17 protein-coding genes and 1 riboswitch are annotated in these 16,050 nt (G+C 46.9%); of the genes, 13 read left to right on the top strand and 4 right to left on the bottom strand.

The features are described from left to right. The first annotated feature begins 33 nt into the window (after positions 1 to 33). The 7 genes from NSU16_RS05935 (at position 34) to NSU16_RS05905 (ending at position 7,291) form a co-directional block, all read left to right on the top strand. Entirely contained in the window at positions 34 to 525 is a 492-nt protein-coding gene (locus tag NSU16_RS05935) for a YajQ family cyclic di-GMP-binding protein (protein WP_010333702.1), read from the top strand. Positions 526 to 632: 107 nt separating this feature from the next. After that, positions 633 to 751, top strand: a riboswitch (SAM riboswitch). 90 nt (positions 752 to 841) lie between these two features. Further along, positions 842 to 2,680 (top strand): bifunctional homocysteine S-methyltransferase/methylenetetrahydrofolate reductase, encoded by a 1,839-nt coding sequence (locus tag NSU16_RS05930; RefSeq protein WP_339192292.1) that lies wholly within the window; start codon positions 842 to 844, stop codon positions 2,678 to 2,680. Between the two features lie 98 nt (positions 2,681 to 2,778). Continuing rightward, on the top strand, positions 2,779 to 3,228 hold the full coding sequence (locus tag NSU16_RS05925) for a GNAT family N-acetyltransferase (RefSeq protein ID WP_268446738.1): 450 nt from the start codon (positions 2,779 to 2,781) through the stop codon (positions 3,226 to 3,228). A 4-nt stretch (positions 3,229 to 3,232) separates the two neighbouring features. Next, positions 3,233 to 4,084 carry a GNAT family N-acetyltransferase gene (locus NSU16_RS05920; RefSeq protein ID WP_339192291.1) on the top strand — a complete coding sequence of 284 codons (852 nt, stop codon included), beginning with the start codon at positions 3,233 to 3,235 and terminating at the stop codon, positions 4,082 to 4,084. A gap of 89 nt (positions 4,085 to 4,173) precedes the next feature. Then, entirely contained in the window at positions 4,174 to 5,442 is a 1,269-nt protein-coding gene (locus tag NSU16_RS05915; protein WP_229147802.1) for an MFS transporter, read from the top strand. Between the two features lie 8 nt (positions 5,443 to 5,450). After that, entirely contained in the window at positions 5,451 to 6,566 is a 1,116-nt protein-coding gene (locus NSU16_RS05910; protein WP_339180708.1) for a mandelate racemase/muconate lactonizing enzyme family protein, read from the top strand. A 95-nt stretch (positions 6,567 to 6,661) separates the two neighbouring features. Next, a complete protein-coding gene (locus NSU16_RS05905) occupies positions 6,662 to 7,291 on the top strand; it encodes a YitT family protein (RefSeq protein WP_010333695.1) in 630 nt (209 codons plus the stop codon). Positions 7,292 to 7,336: 45 nt separating this feature from the next. Here the strand turns inward: NSU16_RS05905 and NSU16_RS05900 are convergent, their stop codons facing one another. Together NSU16_RS05900 and NSU16_RS05895 are read right to left on the bottom strand one after the other, a co-directional pair. Continuing rightward, positions 7,337 to 8,095: a phosphosulfolactate synthase gene (locus tag NSU16_RS05900; protein WP_229147800.1), complete on the bottom strand. Its 759-nt coding sequence runs from the start codon at positions 8,093 to 8,095 to the stop codon at positions 7,337 to 7,339. After that, a complete protein-coding gene (locus tag NSU16_RS05895; RefSeq protein WP_229147798.1) occupies positions 8,092 to 8,775 on the bottom strand; it encodes a 2-phosphosulfolactate phosphatase in 684 nt (227 codons plus the stop codon). The genes NSU16_RS05900 and NSU16_RS05895 overlap by 4 nt, the downstream gene beginning before the upstream one ends. Positions 8,776 to 8,965: 190 nt before the next feature. Here NSU16_RS05895 and NSU16_RS05890 point away from each other — a divergent pair, with 190 nt between their 5' ends. The 3 genes from NSU16_RS05890 (at position 8,966) to cysC (ending at position 11,599) form a co-directional block, all read left to right on the top strand. Next, positions 8,966 to 9,679, top strand: a complete 714-nt coding sequence (locus NSU16_RS05890; RefSeq protein WP_339192290.1) for a phosphoadenylyl-sulfate reductase — start codon at positions 8,966 to 8,968, stop codon at positions 9,677 to 9,679. 154 nt (positions 9,680 to 9,833) lie between these two features. Next, entirely contained in the window at positions 9,834 to 11,003 is a 1,170-nt protein-coding gene (gene sat / locus NSU16_RS05885) for a sulfate adenylyltransferase (protein WP_339192289.1), read from the top strand. Continuing rightward, complete coding sequence (gene cysC, locus NSU16_RS05880) at positions 11,000 to 11,599, top strand: adenylyl-sulfate kinase (protein ID WP_010333690.1); 600 nt, start codon at positions 11,000 to 11,002, stop codon at positions 11,597 to 11,599. Before sat ends, cysC begins: the two co-directional genes overlap by 4 nt. A 25-nt stretch (positions 11,600 to 11,624) precedes the next feature. On the opposite strand, the gene NSU16_RS05875 is transcribed toward cysC, so the two are convergent. Continuing rightward, the gene (locus NSU16_RS05875) at positions 11,625 to 12,428 is read right to left on the bottom strand and encodes an alpha/beta hydrolase (protein ID WP_168747385.1); all 804 of its coding nucleotides are present in this window, start codon (positions 12,426 to 12,428) and stop codon (positions 11,625 to 11,627) included. Between the two features lie 208 nt (positions 12,429 to 12,636). Here NSU16_RS05875 and NSU16_RS05870 point away from each other — a divergent pair, with 208 nt between their 5' ends. Then, positions 12,637 to 13,275 (top strand): pentapeptide repeat-containing protein, encoded by a 639-nt coding sequence (locus NSU16_RS05870; RefSeq protein WP_168747384.1) that lies wholly within the window; start codon positions 12,637 to 12,639, stop codon positions 13,273 to 13,275. Position 13,276: 1 nt separating this feature from the next. Here the strand turns inward: NSU16_RS05870 and NSU16_RS05865 are convergent, their stop codons facing one another. After that, a complete protein-coding gene (locus NSU16_RS05865; protein WP_339192287.1) occupies positions 13,277 to 14,728 on the bottom strand; it encodes a PLP-dependent aminotransferase family protein in 1,452 nt (483 codons plus the stop codon). A 125-nt stretch (positions 14,729 to 14,853) separates the two neighbouring features. Between NSU16_RS05865 and NSU16_RS05860 the strand changes: the two genes are divergently transcribed. Both NSU16_RS05860 and NSU16_RS05855 read left to right on the top strand, forming a co-directional pair. Next, entirely contained in the window at positions 14,854 to 15,462 is a 609-nt protein-coding gene (locus NSU16_RS05860) for a LysE/ArgO family amino acid transporter (protein ID WP_268446726.1), read from the top strand. A 56-nt stretch (positions 15,463 to 15,518) separates the two neighbouring features. Further along, positions 15,519 to 16,028, top strand: coding sequence for a DinB family protein (locus NSU16_RS05855; RefSeq protein WP_339192286.1), 510 nt, complete (start codon positions 15,519 to 15,521; stop codon positions 16,026 to 16,028). Positions 16,029 to 16,050: the final 22 nt, after the last annotated feature.

Raw genomic sequence — 16,050 nt, 5'->3', positions numbered from 1 at the left:
AACACATAAGTTAAATGTTATGGAGGTTTTCATATGGCAAAAGAAAGTTCTTTTGATATTGTATCCAAGGTGGAGCTCCCTGAGGTGCAAAACGCGATTCAAATCGCACTGAAGGAAATCAGCACACGCTATGACTTCAAAGGGAGCAAAAGCGACATTTCATTAGATAAAGAAGAGCTTGTTCTTGTTTCCGATGATGAATTTAAATTAAGCCAGCTCAAGGATGTGCTTGTCAGCAAATTGATTAAGCGCAACGTGCCGACAAAAAATATTGATTACGCCAAAATTGAGAATGCGTCCGGCGGCACCGTGCGCCAGCGTGCAAAGCTCGTTCAAGGGATTGACAAAGACAACGCAAAAAAAATCAATACGATCATCAAAAACTCCGGACTGAAAGTGAAATCTCAGGTACAGGATGATCAAGTGCGTGTCACTGGGAAAAACAAGGATGATCTTCAGCAGGTTATCGCAGCAGTTCGAGGTGCCGATCTGCCAATTGACGTTCAATTTATAAATTTCAGATAAATTTTTCTGATTCCTATTGATTATTGTCTTTATTTTCGGTAAATTTGGAGAAAGGGAAAATGCCAGGCATCTTTTGGCAGCTCCTGAACATTAAAATTTCATATCCGTTCTTATCAAGAGAAGCAGAGGGACTGGCCCGACGAAGCTTCAGCAACCGGTGTAATGGCGCATTTGCCATGACCAAGGTGCTAAATCCAGCAAGCTCGAACAGCTTGGAAGATAAGAAGAGACAATATCACTGACAAAGTCTTCTTCTTAAGAGGACTTTTTTTATTTCTCTTTTTTCCTTGCTGAATGTGAATAAAGGAGGCAGACAATGGGACTTTTAGAAGATTTGAAGAAACAGGTGTTAATCGGTGACGGCGCAATGGGCACGCTGCTTTACTCCTACGGAATAGATAGATGCTTTGAGGAACTTAATATTTCTAAACCCGAGGAAATTCAGCGTATACATAAAGCTTATGTCGAGGCGGGAGCAAACATCATTCAAACCAACACGTACGGAGCGAATTATATTAAATTATCGAGGCACGGCCTTGAAGATGACATCAAAAAAATGAATCAGGAAGCAGTAAAAATTGCGCGGGCTTCCGCAGACGATGCGTATGTGCTCGGGACAATGGGAGGCATCCGCACGTTTAACAAAAACGCATACAGCCTTGACGAAATCAAACGAAGCTTTCGCGAACAGCTGTATTTACTGCTGCATGAAGAACCGGACGGGTTGTTGTTAGAAACGTATTATGATTTGGAAGAAGCCCGTGAAGTGCTGAAAATCGCCCGGAAAGAAACCGACCTTCCGATTATGCTGAATGTATCCATGCATGAGCAGGGTGTGCTTCAGGACGGAACGCCGCTTTCTGATGCGCTGCGCTCGATTGCGGATCTCGGTGCCGATATCGTCGGCATGAACTGCCGGCTCGGCCCTTACCACATGATTGAAGCGCTCAGTGAAGTGCCGATTTTTGATGACGTGTTTTTATCTGTCTACCCGAACAGCAGCCTCCCCTCTCTCGAAGAAGGGCGGCTCGTATATGAAACTGACGATACGTATTTTCAAGACAGCGCAGGTGAGTTCCGCAAGCAAGGCGCGCGGATTATCGGCGGCTGCTGCGGCACAACGCCAAACCACATACGAGCCATGGCAGAGGCTGTGGGCGGGCTCGCTCCCATTACGGAAAAGCATGTAAAGGTTCGGGCAAAGGAATTGGTGACTGTCCAGCACGAACGGACAGAGCCGGGGTTGGATGAAATCGCTGCGAAAAAGCGCTCCATTATTGTTGAGCTGGACCCGCCGAAGAAATTGAGCTTTGATAAGTTTCTGTCCGCCGCTGCTGAATTAAAAGAAGCGGGAATCGACGCCCTGACGCTCGCCGATAACTCACTGGCAACCCCGCGGATCAGCAATGTTGCCTGCGGCGCCCTTGTTAAGCAGCAGCTCGATATGCGGTCTCTTGTCCATCTTACATGCCGGGACCGAAACATTATCGGCCTCCAGTCACATCTAATGGGACTCGACACATTAGGGCTGCATGATGTGCTGGCGATTACCGGCGATCCTTCTAAAATCGGTGATTTCCCGGGTGCAACGTCTGTCTATGACTTAACGTCCTTTGATTTAATCAGGCTGATTAAACAGTTCAATGAAGGGCTGTCTCTGTCCGGAAAACCGCTCGGAAAGAAAACCAATTTCTCAGTGGCAGCTGCTTTTAACCCAAACGTCCGCCATCTCGATAAAGCTGTGAAACGGCTGGAGAAAAAAATTGACTGCGGTGCTGATTATTTTATCTCACAGCCCGTCTATTCGGAGCAGCAGCTTGTCGATATTCATAATGAAACCAAGCATTTGAAGACTCCGATTTATATCGGCGTTATGCCGCTGACAAGCAGCCGGAACGCTGAGTTTATCCATAATGAAATTCCCGGCATCAAACTGTCCGATTCCATTCGCGAAAAAATGGCGCGTGCCGGCGAAGATAAAGAGAAACAAAAGGCGGAAGGCCTTGCGATTGCACGCTCCCTGCTGGATACTGCCTGCGAGCTGTTTAACGGCATCTATTTAATAACGCCTTTTCTCAGATCCGACTTAACCTCGGAACTTACTTCTTACATTAAGCAAAAAGATGAACAGCGTCAGAATATTTATTTGCATTAACATCCCTTTCTAAGACTGTCCGAACCAATTGGGCAGTCTTTTTCAAACCCGATTCGTGTTACGATATAGAAAATAAATTACATTAGAGGAGGAACATCATGCTTGAAGTGAAAACCATTCCCGCAGAGGATACTTATGAAATTCGGAACCGCATTTTGCGTCCCCATCAATCAATTGAACAATGCAAATATGATCAGGATCATGCAGAAGGCTCCTTCCATCTCGGCGCTTTTTTTGAAGAAACACTGATCAGCATCGCTTCCTTTTCTCCCGAGAATCAGCCGCTATTGACCGATTCACCCGCATATCGGCTTAGAGGCATGGCAACGCTCGAAGAATACCGTGATCAAAAAGCCGGAAGCACACTGATCAAATACGCGGAGCAGAAGCTGGCCGATATGGGCGTGCAGGCGGTCTGGTGCAACGCAAGATACCATGTGAAAGGCTATTACGAAAAGCTTGGCTGGAAAGAACTTGGCGAGCCGTTTGAGATTTCCGGCATTGGCACCCATATTGTGATGTACAAAAAACCAGAAACAAGCAGGTGATGACATGCATTCAGCGTTTGAGCTGATTCAGCTTACAGAAAAACATGTACCCGGTCTATTGCGTCTCTCCCGGCAAGCCGGGTGGCCGGATTACGGCGAGCGAGAGCTGCTGCTGCTCGTAAAACACGGACGATTATTCGGGTATCAAAACAGCCAAGGAGACATCATCTCCTGCATCGGTTTGTTTTCGTATGGCCGACTTGCTTCTATTGGACTTGTTATCGTCGACAGCGAGTACAAACGGCGGGGCCTGGGGCGGCGGATGGTGAACGCGTGTATCAGTCAAGTCGATGAAAACACCGCCATCATGCTTTGCGCCACGAAGGAGGGTTTGCCGCTTTATGAAAAATCCGGTTTTCAAACAGCGGGTTCAATCCGCAAATACAGCTGTCAAAGCTTCAATCCGATTACAAAGCAGCACGACATTGAACTGACATCTTTTACAGAAAAGGATTTACCGGAATTAACAGCGGCTGATCAAGCAGCCTTTGGCGGAGACAGAGCAGCACTCCTGCATCAATTGATCTCTCAATCAGGGGAATGTATAATTGCGAGAAATATGGAAGGCGAATTCATTGGCTATGGCTTATCTGTACAAACACCGGCCAATCTGAAATTAGGCCCGATTATCGCTCCGTCACCGGGTCTCGCTGCCGGATTGATCAACAGGCTGGCCGCAGGAAAACAAGGACCGATGCGAATCGACGTGCCTGGTGACGCCGCATCGTTGCATGACAGCCTAGAAGCAATGGGATTTCATTTAGACGATGAGCCTCCGCTTATGATGTACCAAAAAAAGACGCTGCCTGTACGAAACGGACAATTATTCGCTGTCATCTCACAAGCGCTCGGTTAACCCTTTTTTACCCGGACAGGAAGATTCTGTTCGGTTTTTTTCATGCCTTCAGGGACACTCTAAGCAGAAGAAAAGGAGTGTGCTTTGAGATGGAAACATCAAAACAAAATAACGGAATGACGATTGTAGCTATCGGTTCAATTCCTTTAATATTAACCCTTGGAAACTCTATGCTTATTCCTATATTGCCAAAAATGAAATCTGAACTTCATTTATCTCAATTTCAAGTCAGTCTCGTGATCACGGTGTTTTCCCTGATTGCGGCGTTTGCGATTCCGATTGTCGGCTATCTCGCAGACCGGTTTTCACGAAAAATCATCATTATTCCCTGCTTATTTTTGTATGGAGCAGGCGGATTGCTGGCCGGGTTTGCGGCAGGTTTTTTTGACAATGCTTATCCGTGGGTCATGGCTGGCCGGGCTCTTCAGGGTATCGGAGCAGCCGGAACGGGACCGATTGCGATGGCGCTGTCAGCGGACCTATTTAAAGGCGCGCAGGAAAGCAAAGTGCTCGGCCTTGTTGAAGCGTCAAACGGGATGGGGAAAGTTCTATCGCCGATTATTGGCTCACTTATCGCCCTGATCGTTTGGTATGGCGCATTTTTTGCCTTTCCTGTGTTTTGTATCATTTCAATCGTGCTGACTTGGATTTTTATTAAAGAAAAGAAAAAAGAAGAAGAGCCGCCTCCTATCGGAAAATATGCAAAAGGGCTGTTAAGTGTATTTAAGCATGAAGGCAGATGGCTGTTTACCGCTTATTTAGCCGGGGCTACCTGTTTGTTTACCTTATTCGGCATTTTGTTTTACCTATCAGACGTACTGGAAAAAACATACGATACAGACGGCGTCAAAAAAGGACTGATTTTGGCGATTCCGCTTTTGGTTATGTGTGTGACATCTTATACGACGGGCAGCAAAATCGGACAAAAGCAATCGTTAATGAAAAAGCTGATCGTCATCGGTTTAGCGTTTATGACTGTGTCTTACGCGGCACTGTCATTCATTGAAAATCTCGTCCTGTTTATCAGCGTTCTCGTGCTGAGCAGTATCGGTTCGGGCCTTGTCCTTCCTTGTATTAACAGTTTTATCACAGGCGCTGTCGGCAAAGAAAGACGGGGTTTTGTGACATCGCTGTACGGATCAGTGCGTTTTCTCGGGGTGGCGATCGGACCTCCTATTTTCGGGCGCTTGATGCAGTGGTCAAGACCTGGCATGTTTTTAAGCATTGCGGGCCTAACGCTGGTTGTCGGCATTCTTGTGCTGACGCTGATTCATGTCAAACAAAATAAAGAAGATACGAATGAAAAAGAAGAGCCTAAAATGAATGGCAATCGGCTGCAGCCGGCTGAGGAAAGGTAGCATCCGGTTTGAAAATCGAACGAATTGAGACCTTCCCGCTCTTTCACCGATTAGAGAAGCCTTACGGAGATGCAAACGGATTTAAACAATATCGGACATGCTATCTGATCAGAATTATCACAGAAAGCGGCATTGACGGCTGGGGAGAGTGCGTGGATTGGCTCCCGGCCCTGCATGTCGGTTTTACAAAACGAATTATTCCCTATCTCGTGGGTAAACAGGCAGGCAGCCGCCTGCCTTTAGTGCGCACAATCAAAAAATGGCATCAGCGGGCGGCATCGGCTGTGAGTATGGCACTGACGGAGATTGCTGCGAAAGCGGCAGGTTGTTCCGTATGCGACATGTGGGGCGGACGGTACAGAGAAGAACTCCCAGTATATGCCTCTTTCCAATCATATTCAGACCATCCTCAGTGGATCAGCAGCTCGCTTACGAATGTTGAAGCGCAATTGAAAAAGGGCTTCAATCAAATCAAAATCAAAATTGGCGGGACAACCTTTGAGGAAGATGTGCGGCATATCACTGCCCTGCAAAACACGGCCGGCAGTTCAGTTTCCATTATTTTGGACGCAAACCAAAGCTACGATACAGCCGCAGCTTTCAAATGGGAGCGCCATTTTTCGAAATGGGACAATATCAGCTGGCTGGAAGAGCCTCTGCCTTTTGACCAGCCGCAGGATTACACTTTGCTGCGGAGCCGTTTATCCGTCCCTGTCGCCGGCGGAGAAAATATGAAAGGCGCGGCGCAATTTGCGCCTCTCCTCTCACAGGGCTGCTTGGATATTATTCAGCCTGACGTCATGCATGTCAATGGAATCGATGAGTTTCGCGACTGTCTCCAGCTCGCGCGTTATTTCGGTGTGAGAGCGTCTGCTCATGCCTATGACGGCGCTCTTTCCCGGCTTTATGCTTTATTTGCTCAGGCATGCCTGCCTCCGTGGTCAAAAATGGAAAACGACCAAATTGAACCGATTGAGTGGGATGTAATGGAGAATCCGTTTACAGAACTGATCAGCCTTCAGCCTTCAAAAGGAATCGTGCACATCCCGAAAGGAACAGGGATCGGCAGAGAAATCAATATGGAGATCATCAATCGGTATATGTGGGATGGTTCAGCGTTTTAAGCTGTCCCATCCCTTTATTTATAGACATAAATCATGGACAGCCTCATAAAATGGTAACAGCGGACAAGTCTTTTCATAAAGGAGCAAATGACTTAATGGCTGAACTGCTGATGAAAGCAAAACTCACGTTTATGATTGTCACAGGCGGTGTATTACAGGGACTCGGCATGTCCTTATTTTTATTTCCGCATGATATTCCGACAGGCGGGGCGGCAGGTATTGCAGTCTTATTGCACCATTTGTTTCACATTCCCCACGGCTTCTCGGTATGGGCTGTGAATGTGTCGATGCTTTTTACTGCTTTAAAATGGCTGGAGATGAGAACATTTACCGGCACTCTCGCCTCGATTACCGTCACCTCTGTTTCGGTATTGATTTTTGATGTCATTTTTCCGGACATTACATCAAACCTGTGGCTTGATTTGGCAAGCGGCGCCGTTTTATTAGGACTCGGCATCGGACTTTTATACAAATATAAGATTTCTAACGGAGGATTTGGAGCTCTTGCTCTCATGATCTCAATTTACCGGGGCGGAAACCCGGGAACCATCTTGCTCATTATGAATTGCATCATTTTTATGATTACCGCATCAATTATTGCCTGGGGCATTGTGATTCAAGCTCTGATTTGCCAAGTGATCTCAACAAGAGTCATCGACTTCATCTATAACATCCGCCTGACCTCTCTTCCCATACTTACGCCTATGTACCGTCATAAAAAGTAATAGGCAAGAGGCTCTCCCGATACCGAGAGCCCCGCAGCCGCTGTTTTACAAATAAAAAGTATCGGATCTTAACCCCAAGCGCAAAGTCTCCAGAGCAATCGCATCGTGAAATGAGATATTCGCCAGATTGACATTCGGCCCGATCCTTTGAATGAACCCTTGCTGGAGCGTTTTGTTCGGTGCTTCAAATATCATTCGGCTGATATCAATATCTGACGAAATGATATCATCAACGATTTGAAACCGGACATCTCCGCTGCTGGAACAGATACCTCCTGTTCCGCTTTCCCTTGCTTCCGTAATCACCTTCTCTGCGCCTGCCTCCATATCTTCGAGAATATACTCAAGCCATTCCTCAGAGCACTGGCAGCTTGACACTTCTTCATCCTTGCTGCCCACCTCGCTGAGCACAAGAAATTCATCAGAAAAATCAGCAATGTAAGCCGCTTTTTCTTTATTCGTCATTGGGAGAGTGCCGTTTGAGATCTCAATATATTCGCACCCGAAATAGGTGCAGTACCGATGAAATTCATTGACTTTATTCTGGCTTACATATTTCTCAAACAGTGTGCCGCCGAAGAAAAACTTCACGTCATGCTCTTTCAGGGAGCTGATTTTTTCTTCAAGGTCTTTTGTAAGTAATGAAGTGCCCCAGCCGAATTTCACAAAATCAATATAGTCGGATGCCGCGCCTATTACATCTTTGAAAAACAGCAAGGGGTAGCCGTTGTCGATTAAAATGGTCTGTCCGTTTTCTCTCGGTTTACTTGTTCTCACTGGCAATTCTAGTGAAAAATCATTCATATCAGGACCCTCTCTATCGTTGGAACTTCTCTTTCTTGTTTTACTTTCATCACGAAATCGCCCGTTATTTCTTTTGTACAGTACGCAATGTCTTCCGGATCAAATAACGGCTGGCTGCTGTCAAAAAACTTCTCCGCAACGGATGAGGTTTTGATTCTTTCAATCACTTCGGCCGCCGCACCATTCGTCCCTTCTATGATGCTTTTGATATATTCCGCACACGCCATATCATCATCACCTGACGGATGGGAAGCCACAATGTTCAGCACACAATCTTTTGCAGTGAGCTTTTTCACATATTCCGCTGTTGTTCTGGCATTAGAAAATCCGGTCACAAAAAGATGCTTGGCCTTCAGCGCTCCTAACGCTGCTGTGACGCCGTTTGTCGTTTTCTGAATCAGCCGCTTATCCACCATATCCTGCTCAGCCATACGCTTTGGGGAATTATCCAAATCAAACCCCTTGATTCCGACCCCCTTTTCCTCTCCTGTTAATACATAATCCGGATAGGTTTCTTTCAGCTTGAAGGCTTCCTCAGTTGTCCGGACCAAGAGAATTTCTTTCGCCCCGCCGATAAAAGCAAAATGGGCTACGGTAAAGGCTCGAATGACGTCAATAACGATATTGATATCTGCCGGGGCAAGTGAATGATGATGCCCCTGATAAATGGTAATCGGCATAATACCTCTCCTTGGGCATAAAACCATTTTGCTAAAAAGCATATTCAGCTGGTCTCTTATTGGTTCCGCCGCGCCTCCGTCTCCTCATTTTAGGCGGCTACCGCACGAACCTTTATCTCAAAAGTGAATAGTCTGCCTATAACTCGATCAATAGATAAAAAACAGACAGATGCAAAACGGGGGGAAAATATTGAACGAACACATCACGTTTGACACATGGAACGAAACGCTGTCAAAAGAGATAACGGACCAATTGTTGATCGATGAGCTCGATGTATTGAAATGGGCTTACAGGACATACGGGGATAAGATCGTGTATGCATGCAGCTTTGGCGCTGAAGGGATGGTGCTTCTCGACTTAATTTCAAAGATCAACAAACATGCGCACATCATCTTTTTAGATACAGGGCTCCATTTTCAGAAAACATATGAGCTGATCGAAGCCGTCAAACAAAGATACCCGGCATTTACGATCCAGCTGCTTGAACCCGAACTGAACTTAAAGGAACAAGCGGAGCAGTACGGCGATGAATTATGGAAACACAACCCAAATCTTTGCTGCCAATTACGGAAAATCGCACCTCTACAAAAACATTTATCGGGCATGACAGCTTGGATTTCAGGTCTGCGCCGGGAGCAGTCGCCGACGAGAAAGCATATTCAATTCATCAATCAGGATCAGAAATTTAAGCTTATTAAAATCTGTCCGCTCATTTACTGGACATGGGATGATGTTTGGACGTACATCCGGCTCCACAATTTGCCTTACAACAAACTGCACGATCAAAATTATCCGAGCATAGGCTGTGAAATGTGCACATTGCCTTCTTCAAACCCAAATGATGAGAGAGCGGGAAGATGGGCCGGACGCGAGAAAACTGAATGCGGTCTGCACCAGGATTGAAAGAACGCTTGTCCTGAGAATGGAAGCGCCAGCAGATTTTATTCTTTTTCTTGAATGAAGTCTGTATGTGTTACGGTTTCACATTTTCAATTGAAGAAGAAGCCCGTCCAGACTGTTAAAAACAACGTAAATCGCAAAGATGGAGGTTAAGCACGTGAATGCAATCGAGCCCCATGGAGGGGTGTTAATCAACCGCTTCGATCCCGCATGCACTTTTGATGGCTGCACTTGCGAAGCTGAGCTTGATCAGCTGGCACTGAGCGACCTCGAGCTTATCGGGATCGGCGGCTACAGCCCGTTAACAGGTTTTTTGGGAGAAAAAGATTATCATTCCGTTGTGAAAGAGATGAGGCTGGCGAACGGTTTGCCGTGGAGCCTGCCTATTACGCTGCCTGTCAGTGAAGAAACAGCAAAACAGCTGTCTGTCGGAAATCACGTGAAGCTTGTGAAACACGGCGTGACGTACGGCATGATGACAGTGACCGATATCTATCAGCCAGATAAAACACAGGAGGCGCTGTCTGTTTATAAAACAAACGACCCCGCCCACCCCGGAGTGAAAAAGTTGCTGGAGCGGCCGGACTTTTATATTGGAGGGACTATCCTTGTCAGCCGCTTTCCCGACAAGTCCTTCGAACAGTTTTATGCAGCGCCGGCAGAAACGAGAACGGCCTTTGAAAAGCTCGGCTGGAAAACGATTGTCGGCTTTCAGACCCGAAATCCCGTTCACAGAGCCCATGAATATATTCAAAAAACAGCGTTAGAAACCGTCGACGGTCTGCTGCTTCATCCGCTAGTAGGAGAAACGAAATCAGATGATATTCCGAGTGATATCAGAATGGAAAGCTATCAAGTTTTGCTTGACCAGTATTATCCAAAGGACCGGGTGATGTTATCGGTGTTCCCTGCCGCCATGCGGTATGCCGGACCGCGTGAAGCGATTTTCCATGCGCTCGTCCGCAAAAATTACGGCTGCACCCATTTTATCGTCGGCCGCGATCATGCAGGCGTCGGCAGCTATTACGGAACGTACGACGCACAGACCATTTTCGGATCGTTCACCGAGGAAGAGCTGGGTATCAAGCCGTTGTTTTTTGAACATAGCTTTTACTGCCGGAAATGCGGAAATATGGGCACCTCCAAAACGTGCCCGCACAGCGCAAGAGATCACATCCATTTATCAGGCACCAAAGTGAGGGAGCTTCTCCGCCAAGGCAAAAAACCGCCGAAAGAATTCAGCCGGCCCGAGGTCGCAAACGTACTGATAAAAGGGCTCCATCAGCAGCCTGTTGCCATTCAGAGAAACAGCGAGGGATCAGAATGACACATAATCCAAATATCGTTTGGCATCCCGCGGCGATCAAAAAATCTGACAGACAAAGTTTAAACGGACATAAAAGCTGCGCCCTTTGGTTTACCGGTCTGTCCGGCTCAGGAAAATCAGTCCTCGCCAATGCAGTAGATGAAAAGCTCTATCGCATGGGAATTCGGAGTTATGTGCTGGACGGCGATAATATCCGCCACGGATTGAATCAAGATCTCGGCTTTCGGACTGAGGACAGAATTGAAAACATCCGCCGGATTGGGGAAGTCGCGAAGCTGTTTGTCGATAGCGGCCAAATGATCTTAACAGCTTTTATTTCTCCGTTCAGAGAGGATCGGGATATGGTCAGAGCGCTGTTTCCCGACGGAGAATTTCTAGAAATTTATGTGAAATGCCCGCTCCAGATTTGTGAACAGCGGGATCCGAAAGGCCTTTATAAAAAAGCGCGCAACGGAGACATTAAACATTTCACGGGGATTGATTCTCCATATGAAGCACCTCTCTCTCCCGATTTAATCATTGAATCTGACCAAACGTCCATTACGGACGGAGCTGATTTGATCATTAAAGAATTGCAGCGCAAAGGCATTATTTAAAAAACCCGACATTGATCGGGTTTTTTTATTTAGCAAACTGCGCAATCAGGCTGTTGATTTTTTCTTTTTCCTCATAAAAGAGCCCGTGTCCATTGTTTTCAAATGGAACCAATTCCGACTGCTTTATGCCGCGTTTTAATTCTCTAGCAAAATCAAACGGAGCGATTTTGTCCTTTCTGCCGTGCAGGATGAGTGTCGGCACCTTGATGTCCGCCAGATCCTTTCTGAGATCCTCGTCTCTTAACGCAATGCCTGAGTGAATCGTTCCGTAAGAGGAAGCGTCCAGCAAAAGATTCTGGAACCATTGCTGGAACTCCGGAGAAACTTGTTTCTCGAAAAACTGCTTTCCCAGGTCAGCAAGCGTCTTCGGCCGATCGCTTTTGAATTGTTCAATCATGTCATCAATGTCCTGTTTCCTCATGCCGTACGGATAGCCCGGGCGCTTTGTAAATGCAGGCGCGGCCGCTGACAATAAAACCAGCTTATCGATATCGGCGCTCTCATGCCTTGCCATGTAGCGGATCGCAATTGCGCCGCCCATCGAAAAACCGGCAAGAACCGCGTTCTCAAGCTGCAGCGTATAAATGACTGCCTTCACGTCATCTGCCATCGTGTCATAATCGTAGCCTTCCCACGGACGGTCGGAATCCCCGTAGCCCCGAAAATCGATACCAATAAAACGGAAACCTCTTTTCGGCAGCTCATTCATTTGATATTCAAACATCTTATGATTCAGCGGCCAGCCATGCAAAAAAATAATCGGCCTTCCCTGCCCGATATCCTCCACAAACAGTGTCACATGCTCCTCGGTTTTTACGTAATGCCCCACTCCACATTCCTCCTGTTCCCTTTTCTTTCCGGTCTTGTAAACGCCTTGACGTGCTGGAAGCTTTGCATTTATGCTTACAAAACAAGCGGGCTTGCAGCACCCAGAAAAGGCCCTTCACGTTTTACTATATGTATCAATTCGCGTAAACGATCTATGAAATTGATCCTGATGGCTTTAGGTCATTCAGGAATGTAAAGGATGTCAGATGATGAATAAAACAGCGATTCAAAAACCGTACGTACCAGAAAACCTGCAAGTTGCCGATTTTCATGAAACGGCTGCAACAGATGATGTAATCAGCATGCATTTATTTGAAGATTGTTCAATTTCCGGTGAAGACATAGACAGGCTTTGTATTGAAAAAACCGTATTTCGGAATGTCATGTTTATCGATGTTTCCTTTCGTTTTATTGAGCTGACAGATGTGATTTTCGAAAAATGTGATGTATCGAACGCTGATTTCAGCGGGGCTGTTCTTCACAGAACTTTATTTAAGCAATCGAAGATGGTCGGGATGAACCTGGCGGACTCAACGCTGCGGAATGTGTCGTTCGAGGAATGTCATGGACAATTCAGTTCATTTTATTATTCGAACATGAAACACGTTCTGTTTCATCATTGTGTCCTACTGCAAAGTGAATGCAGCAGCATGGCGCTCCAGCAGACACACTTTGATGCATGCGAACTGGAGGGCGCCAACTTTACCGGTACGTCACTTCAAAACGTGGACATCAGCTCCTGCAGGTTTGAACAGATCCATGTTTCACTAGACAAATTAAAAGGCTGCAAAATTGCTCCGGAGCACGCAATGGCCTTTGCGAGAGCGCTGGGGGCTGTCATCGTCTAGCTTAAGCCTGTGTCATCAGGCGGCGGGCTGTCTCTGCAGCCGCCTTAATGCCGGTTTTCAGTTCCTGAAGAGACGCATAGGAATACGACAGCCGGATGCTGCGCCGGTCTTCGCCGTCATAAACGGAACCGGGGTTCACCAGCACATGCTGTTTCAATAATTCAAGAAACAGCTGCCTAACAGGCAGTTGTTTGTGGAATGTGACCCATATATAAAAGCCGCCGGCTGGAATGCGCCACTCGGCTATATCCCCTGCATACTGCTGAAGAAACTGAAGTGCCGCGTCTCTCCTTTTCTTCAGTTCCACTCTTACCCAAGCGAGGTGTTCATCATAATAACCTTGTGACAGCCATTGCGCCGCTGCCCATTGAGAGAGGCCGCTTGATCCGTAATCCGTCTGCATTTTAATGTCAGCCAGCCTTTCAATAACTGGTTCCGGGCCGACCAGCCAGCCGATTCGAAGACCGGGGCTTACTGTTTTCGAAAACGTGCCGAGATACAGGACATTGCCTTCCTGATCCATCGACTTTAACGGCAGCGGCGGCTGTTCTTCCAACCACAAATCACCGTACGCATTATCCTCAATGACCGGCAGCTGCTCTTTTTTTGACAAATTGACAACCTCTTCCCTTCTCCTCTCTGACATGACGATGCCAGTCGGATTATGAAACGACGGGATCGTGTAAAGCAGCTGGCCCCCGTATTGCTTCCGGTAAGCTGAAATCAGTCCCGGCTGCATTCCTTCTTCATCCATAGGCACGCCGCGAAGCCGCATCCCTGCGGATTGAAACACATGTAAAGAGTGAAGATAGGATGGTTTTTCTGTTAAAATGACTGAATCCCGCTTTAAAAGCCCAATCGAAATGAGCTGGAGCGCCTGCAGTGCGCCGGATACAATTAAAATGGCGGAAGGTGACACATTGATATGCTTTGTTTTTAAATGCTCAGCCACCGCCTCCCGCAGGTTTATATTTCCTTTCGGCTGTTCGTATCCTAAAGACAGGGCAGGCGGATTGATTTGCTGAAACATCCTGCTCATCGTTTCAGCCGGCAGCAGCTCTGGTGAAAGCTCTCCCGTTCCCAGCCGAATGATATCCGCTCGCACCTCGTTTTTATTAATATACTGAATGATAGAAGAATTGGGATGATGAATCCCTGAGCGGACATAGGTGCTCCAATCAAGCGGCGGAGCTGACGCAAGCACGCTCCATGTTCTGTTTACTACCTTCGTGCCGCCGCCTCTTCTCCCCTCTAACAGACCTTGAGACGCGAGTTCATCAATCGCCGCTGTCACTGTGCTCCGGTTAACCTGAAACATATCCGCCAGCGTTCTTTGCGACGGAATTTTCGTCCCTACAGCCCACTCGCCATGGAGAATTTTTTCTTTTATATATTGCTCGATTTGCCGATGAAGCGGAATGTCCGATTCACGGCTCGGCTGCCAATGTGACAACGTTACGCCCCCTTTTTTTCATCATTATACATTTGGATGGTTTCAAAACCAACCAAATGGCCGGAGACATGTAAAATCTTCTCTATTATCATGAGAAAAACAGATGTGAAGGGAGTTTTTCCAGCATGAATGCAATGATTCACGGAATCGTGCTGGCCTTCGGCTTAATTTTGCCGCTGGGGGCGCAGAATGTGTTTATTTTTCAGCAGGGAGCGTGGCAAAGGCATATTTGGCGGGCACTCCCCGCCATCATTAGCGCTTCTGTCTGCGATACTCTGTTAATTGTTTTAGCTGTCGCAGGCGTATCTGTCATCGTGCAACAGCTGCCTATGTTTGAAACCGTCATCATGACCGGCGGATTTTTGTTTCTTCTCTATATGGGCTGGGTGACTTGGAACAGCCGTCCGAAAGCAAACCAAAATGAGAAACATACGTTCACAGCTAAAAAACAAGCTGCGTTTGCGGCCGCCGTTTCTCTTTTAAACCCACACGCTATTCTGGACACGATCGGCATCATCGGCACGAGCTCGCTCCAATATTCAGGGCTTGAGAAATGGCTCTTTATGACCGCCTGCATCGCTGTGTCTTGGATTTGGTTTATCAGTCTTGCGCTAGCGGGCCGGCTGTTTCAGACGATGGATACAAGCGGCAGGCTTATGCTAATCGTAAACAAATGTTCTGCGGTGGTAATGTGGGCTGCCGCCGTCTATTTCTTGTTCTCGATCTTTCGTTAACTAAAGGAAAACACAGCCTAAACATCGAATTCTATTTAGAAAAGGGGGCGATGTTTGTGACTGATGCAAGACAGTTTTATGACTACCATTGCTGGGCGAACAAGCGAGTATTGAACCATATCGAAAACCTGCCGGAGGAAACGGCTTATCAAGAAGTAAAGAGCGTATTCCCTTCTGTCAGCGACGTGCTGCTTCATATGTGCAGGGCTGACTACATATGGCTGAAAACTCTTTCAGGAGCAACCTACAAAGAGGTGATAGACAGTGTCGGCAAATTCGAGGCTGCACATCGTAATATGGCAGCGATTAAAGAGCATGTAGCTGAACTGGAGGCACAGTATCATGATTTCTTCAGCCGCCAGACGGACTTTGAACAGCAAGTCTCATTTCAGCATCCGACACATGGAACACTAGAGACAACTTATGCAGACGTCATCCTGCATGTCGTCAACCATGGCACGTATCACAGAGGGAACGTGACCGCAATGCTAAGGCAGCTTGGCCATACAGGTGTACCAACCGATTATGTCTATTATCTATATGAAAAGACAGAAAGCAAGGGCTAAATTGTCCTTGCTTTTTTGATAT

The sequence above is a fragment of the Bacillus sp. FSL K6-1003 genome, from assembly GCF_037964945.1.
In the GTDB taxonomy this organism is placed as follows: domain Bacteria; phylum Bacillota; class Bacilli; order Bacillales; family Bacillaceae; genus Bacillus; species Bacillus mojavensis.
The sequence above is the reverse complement of the archived record's forward strand: the minus strand, read 5'-3'. Positions and strand labels throughout refer to the sequence as shown.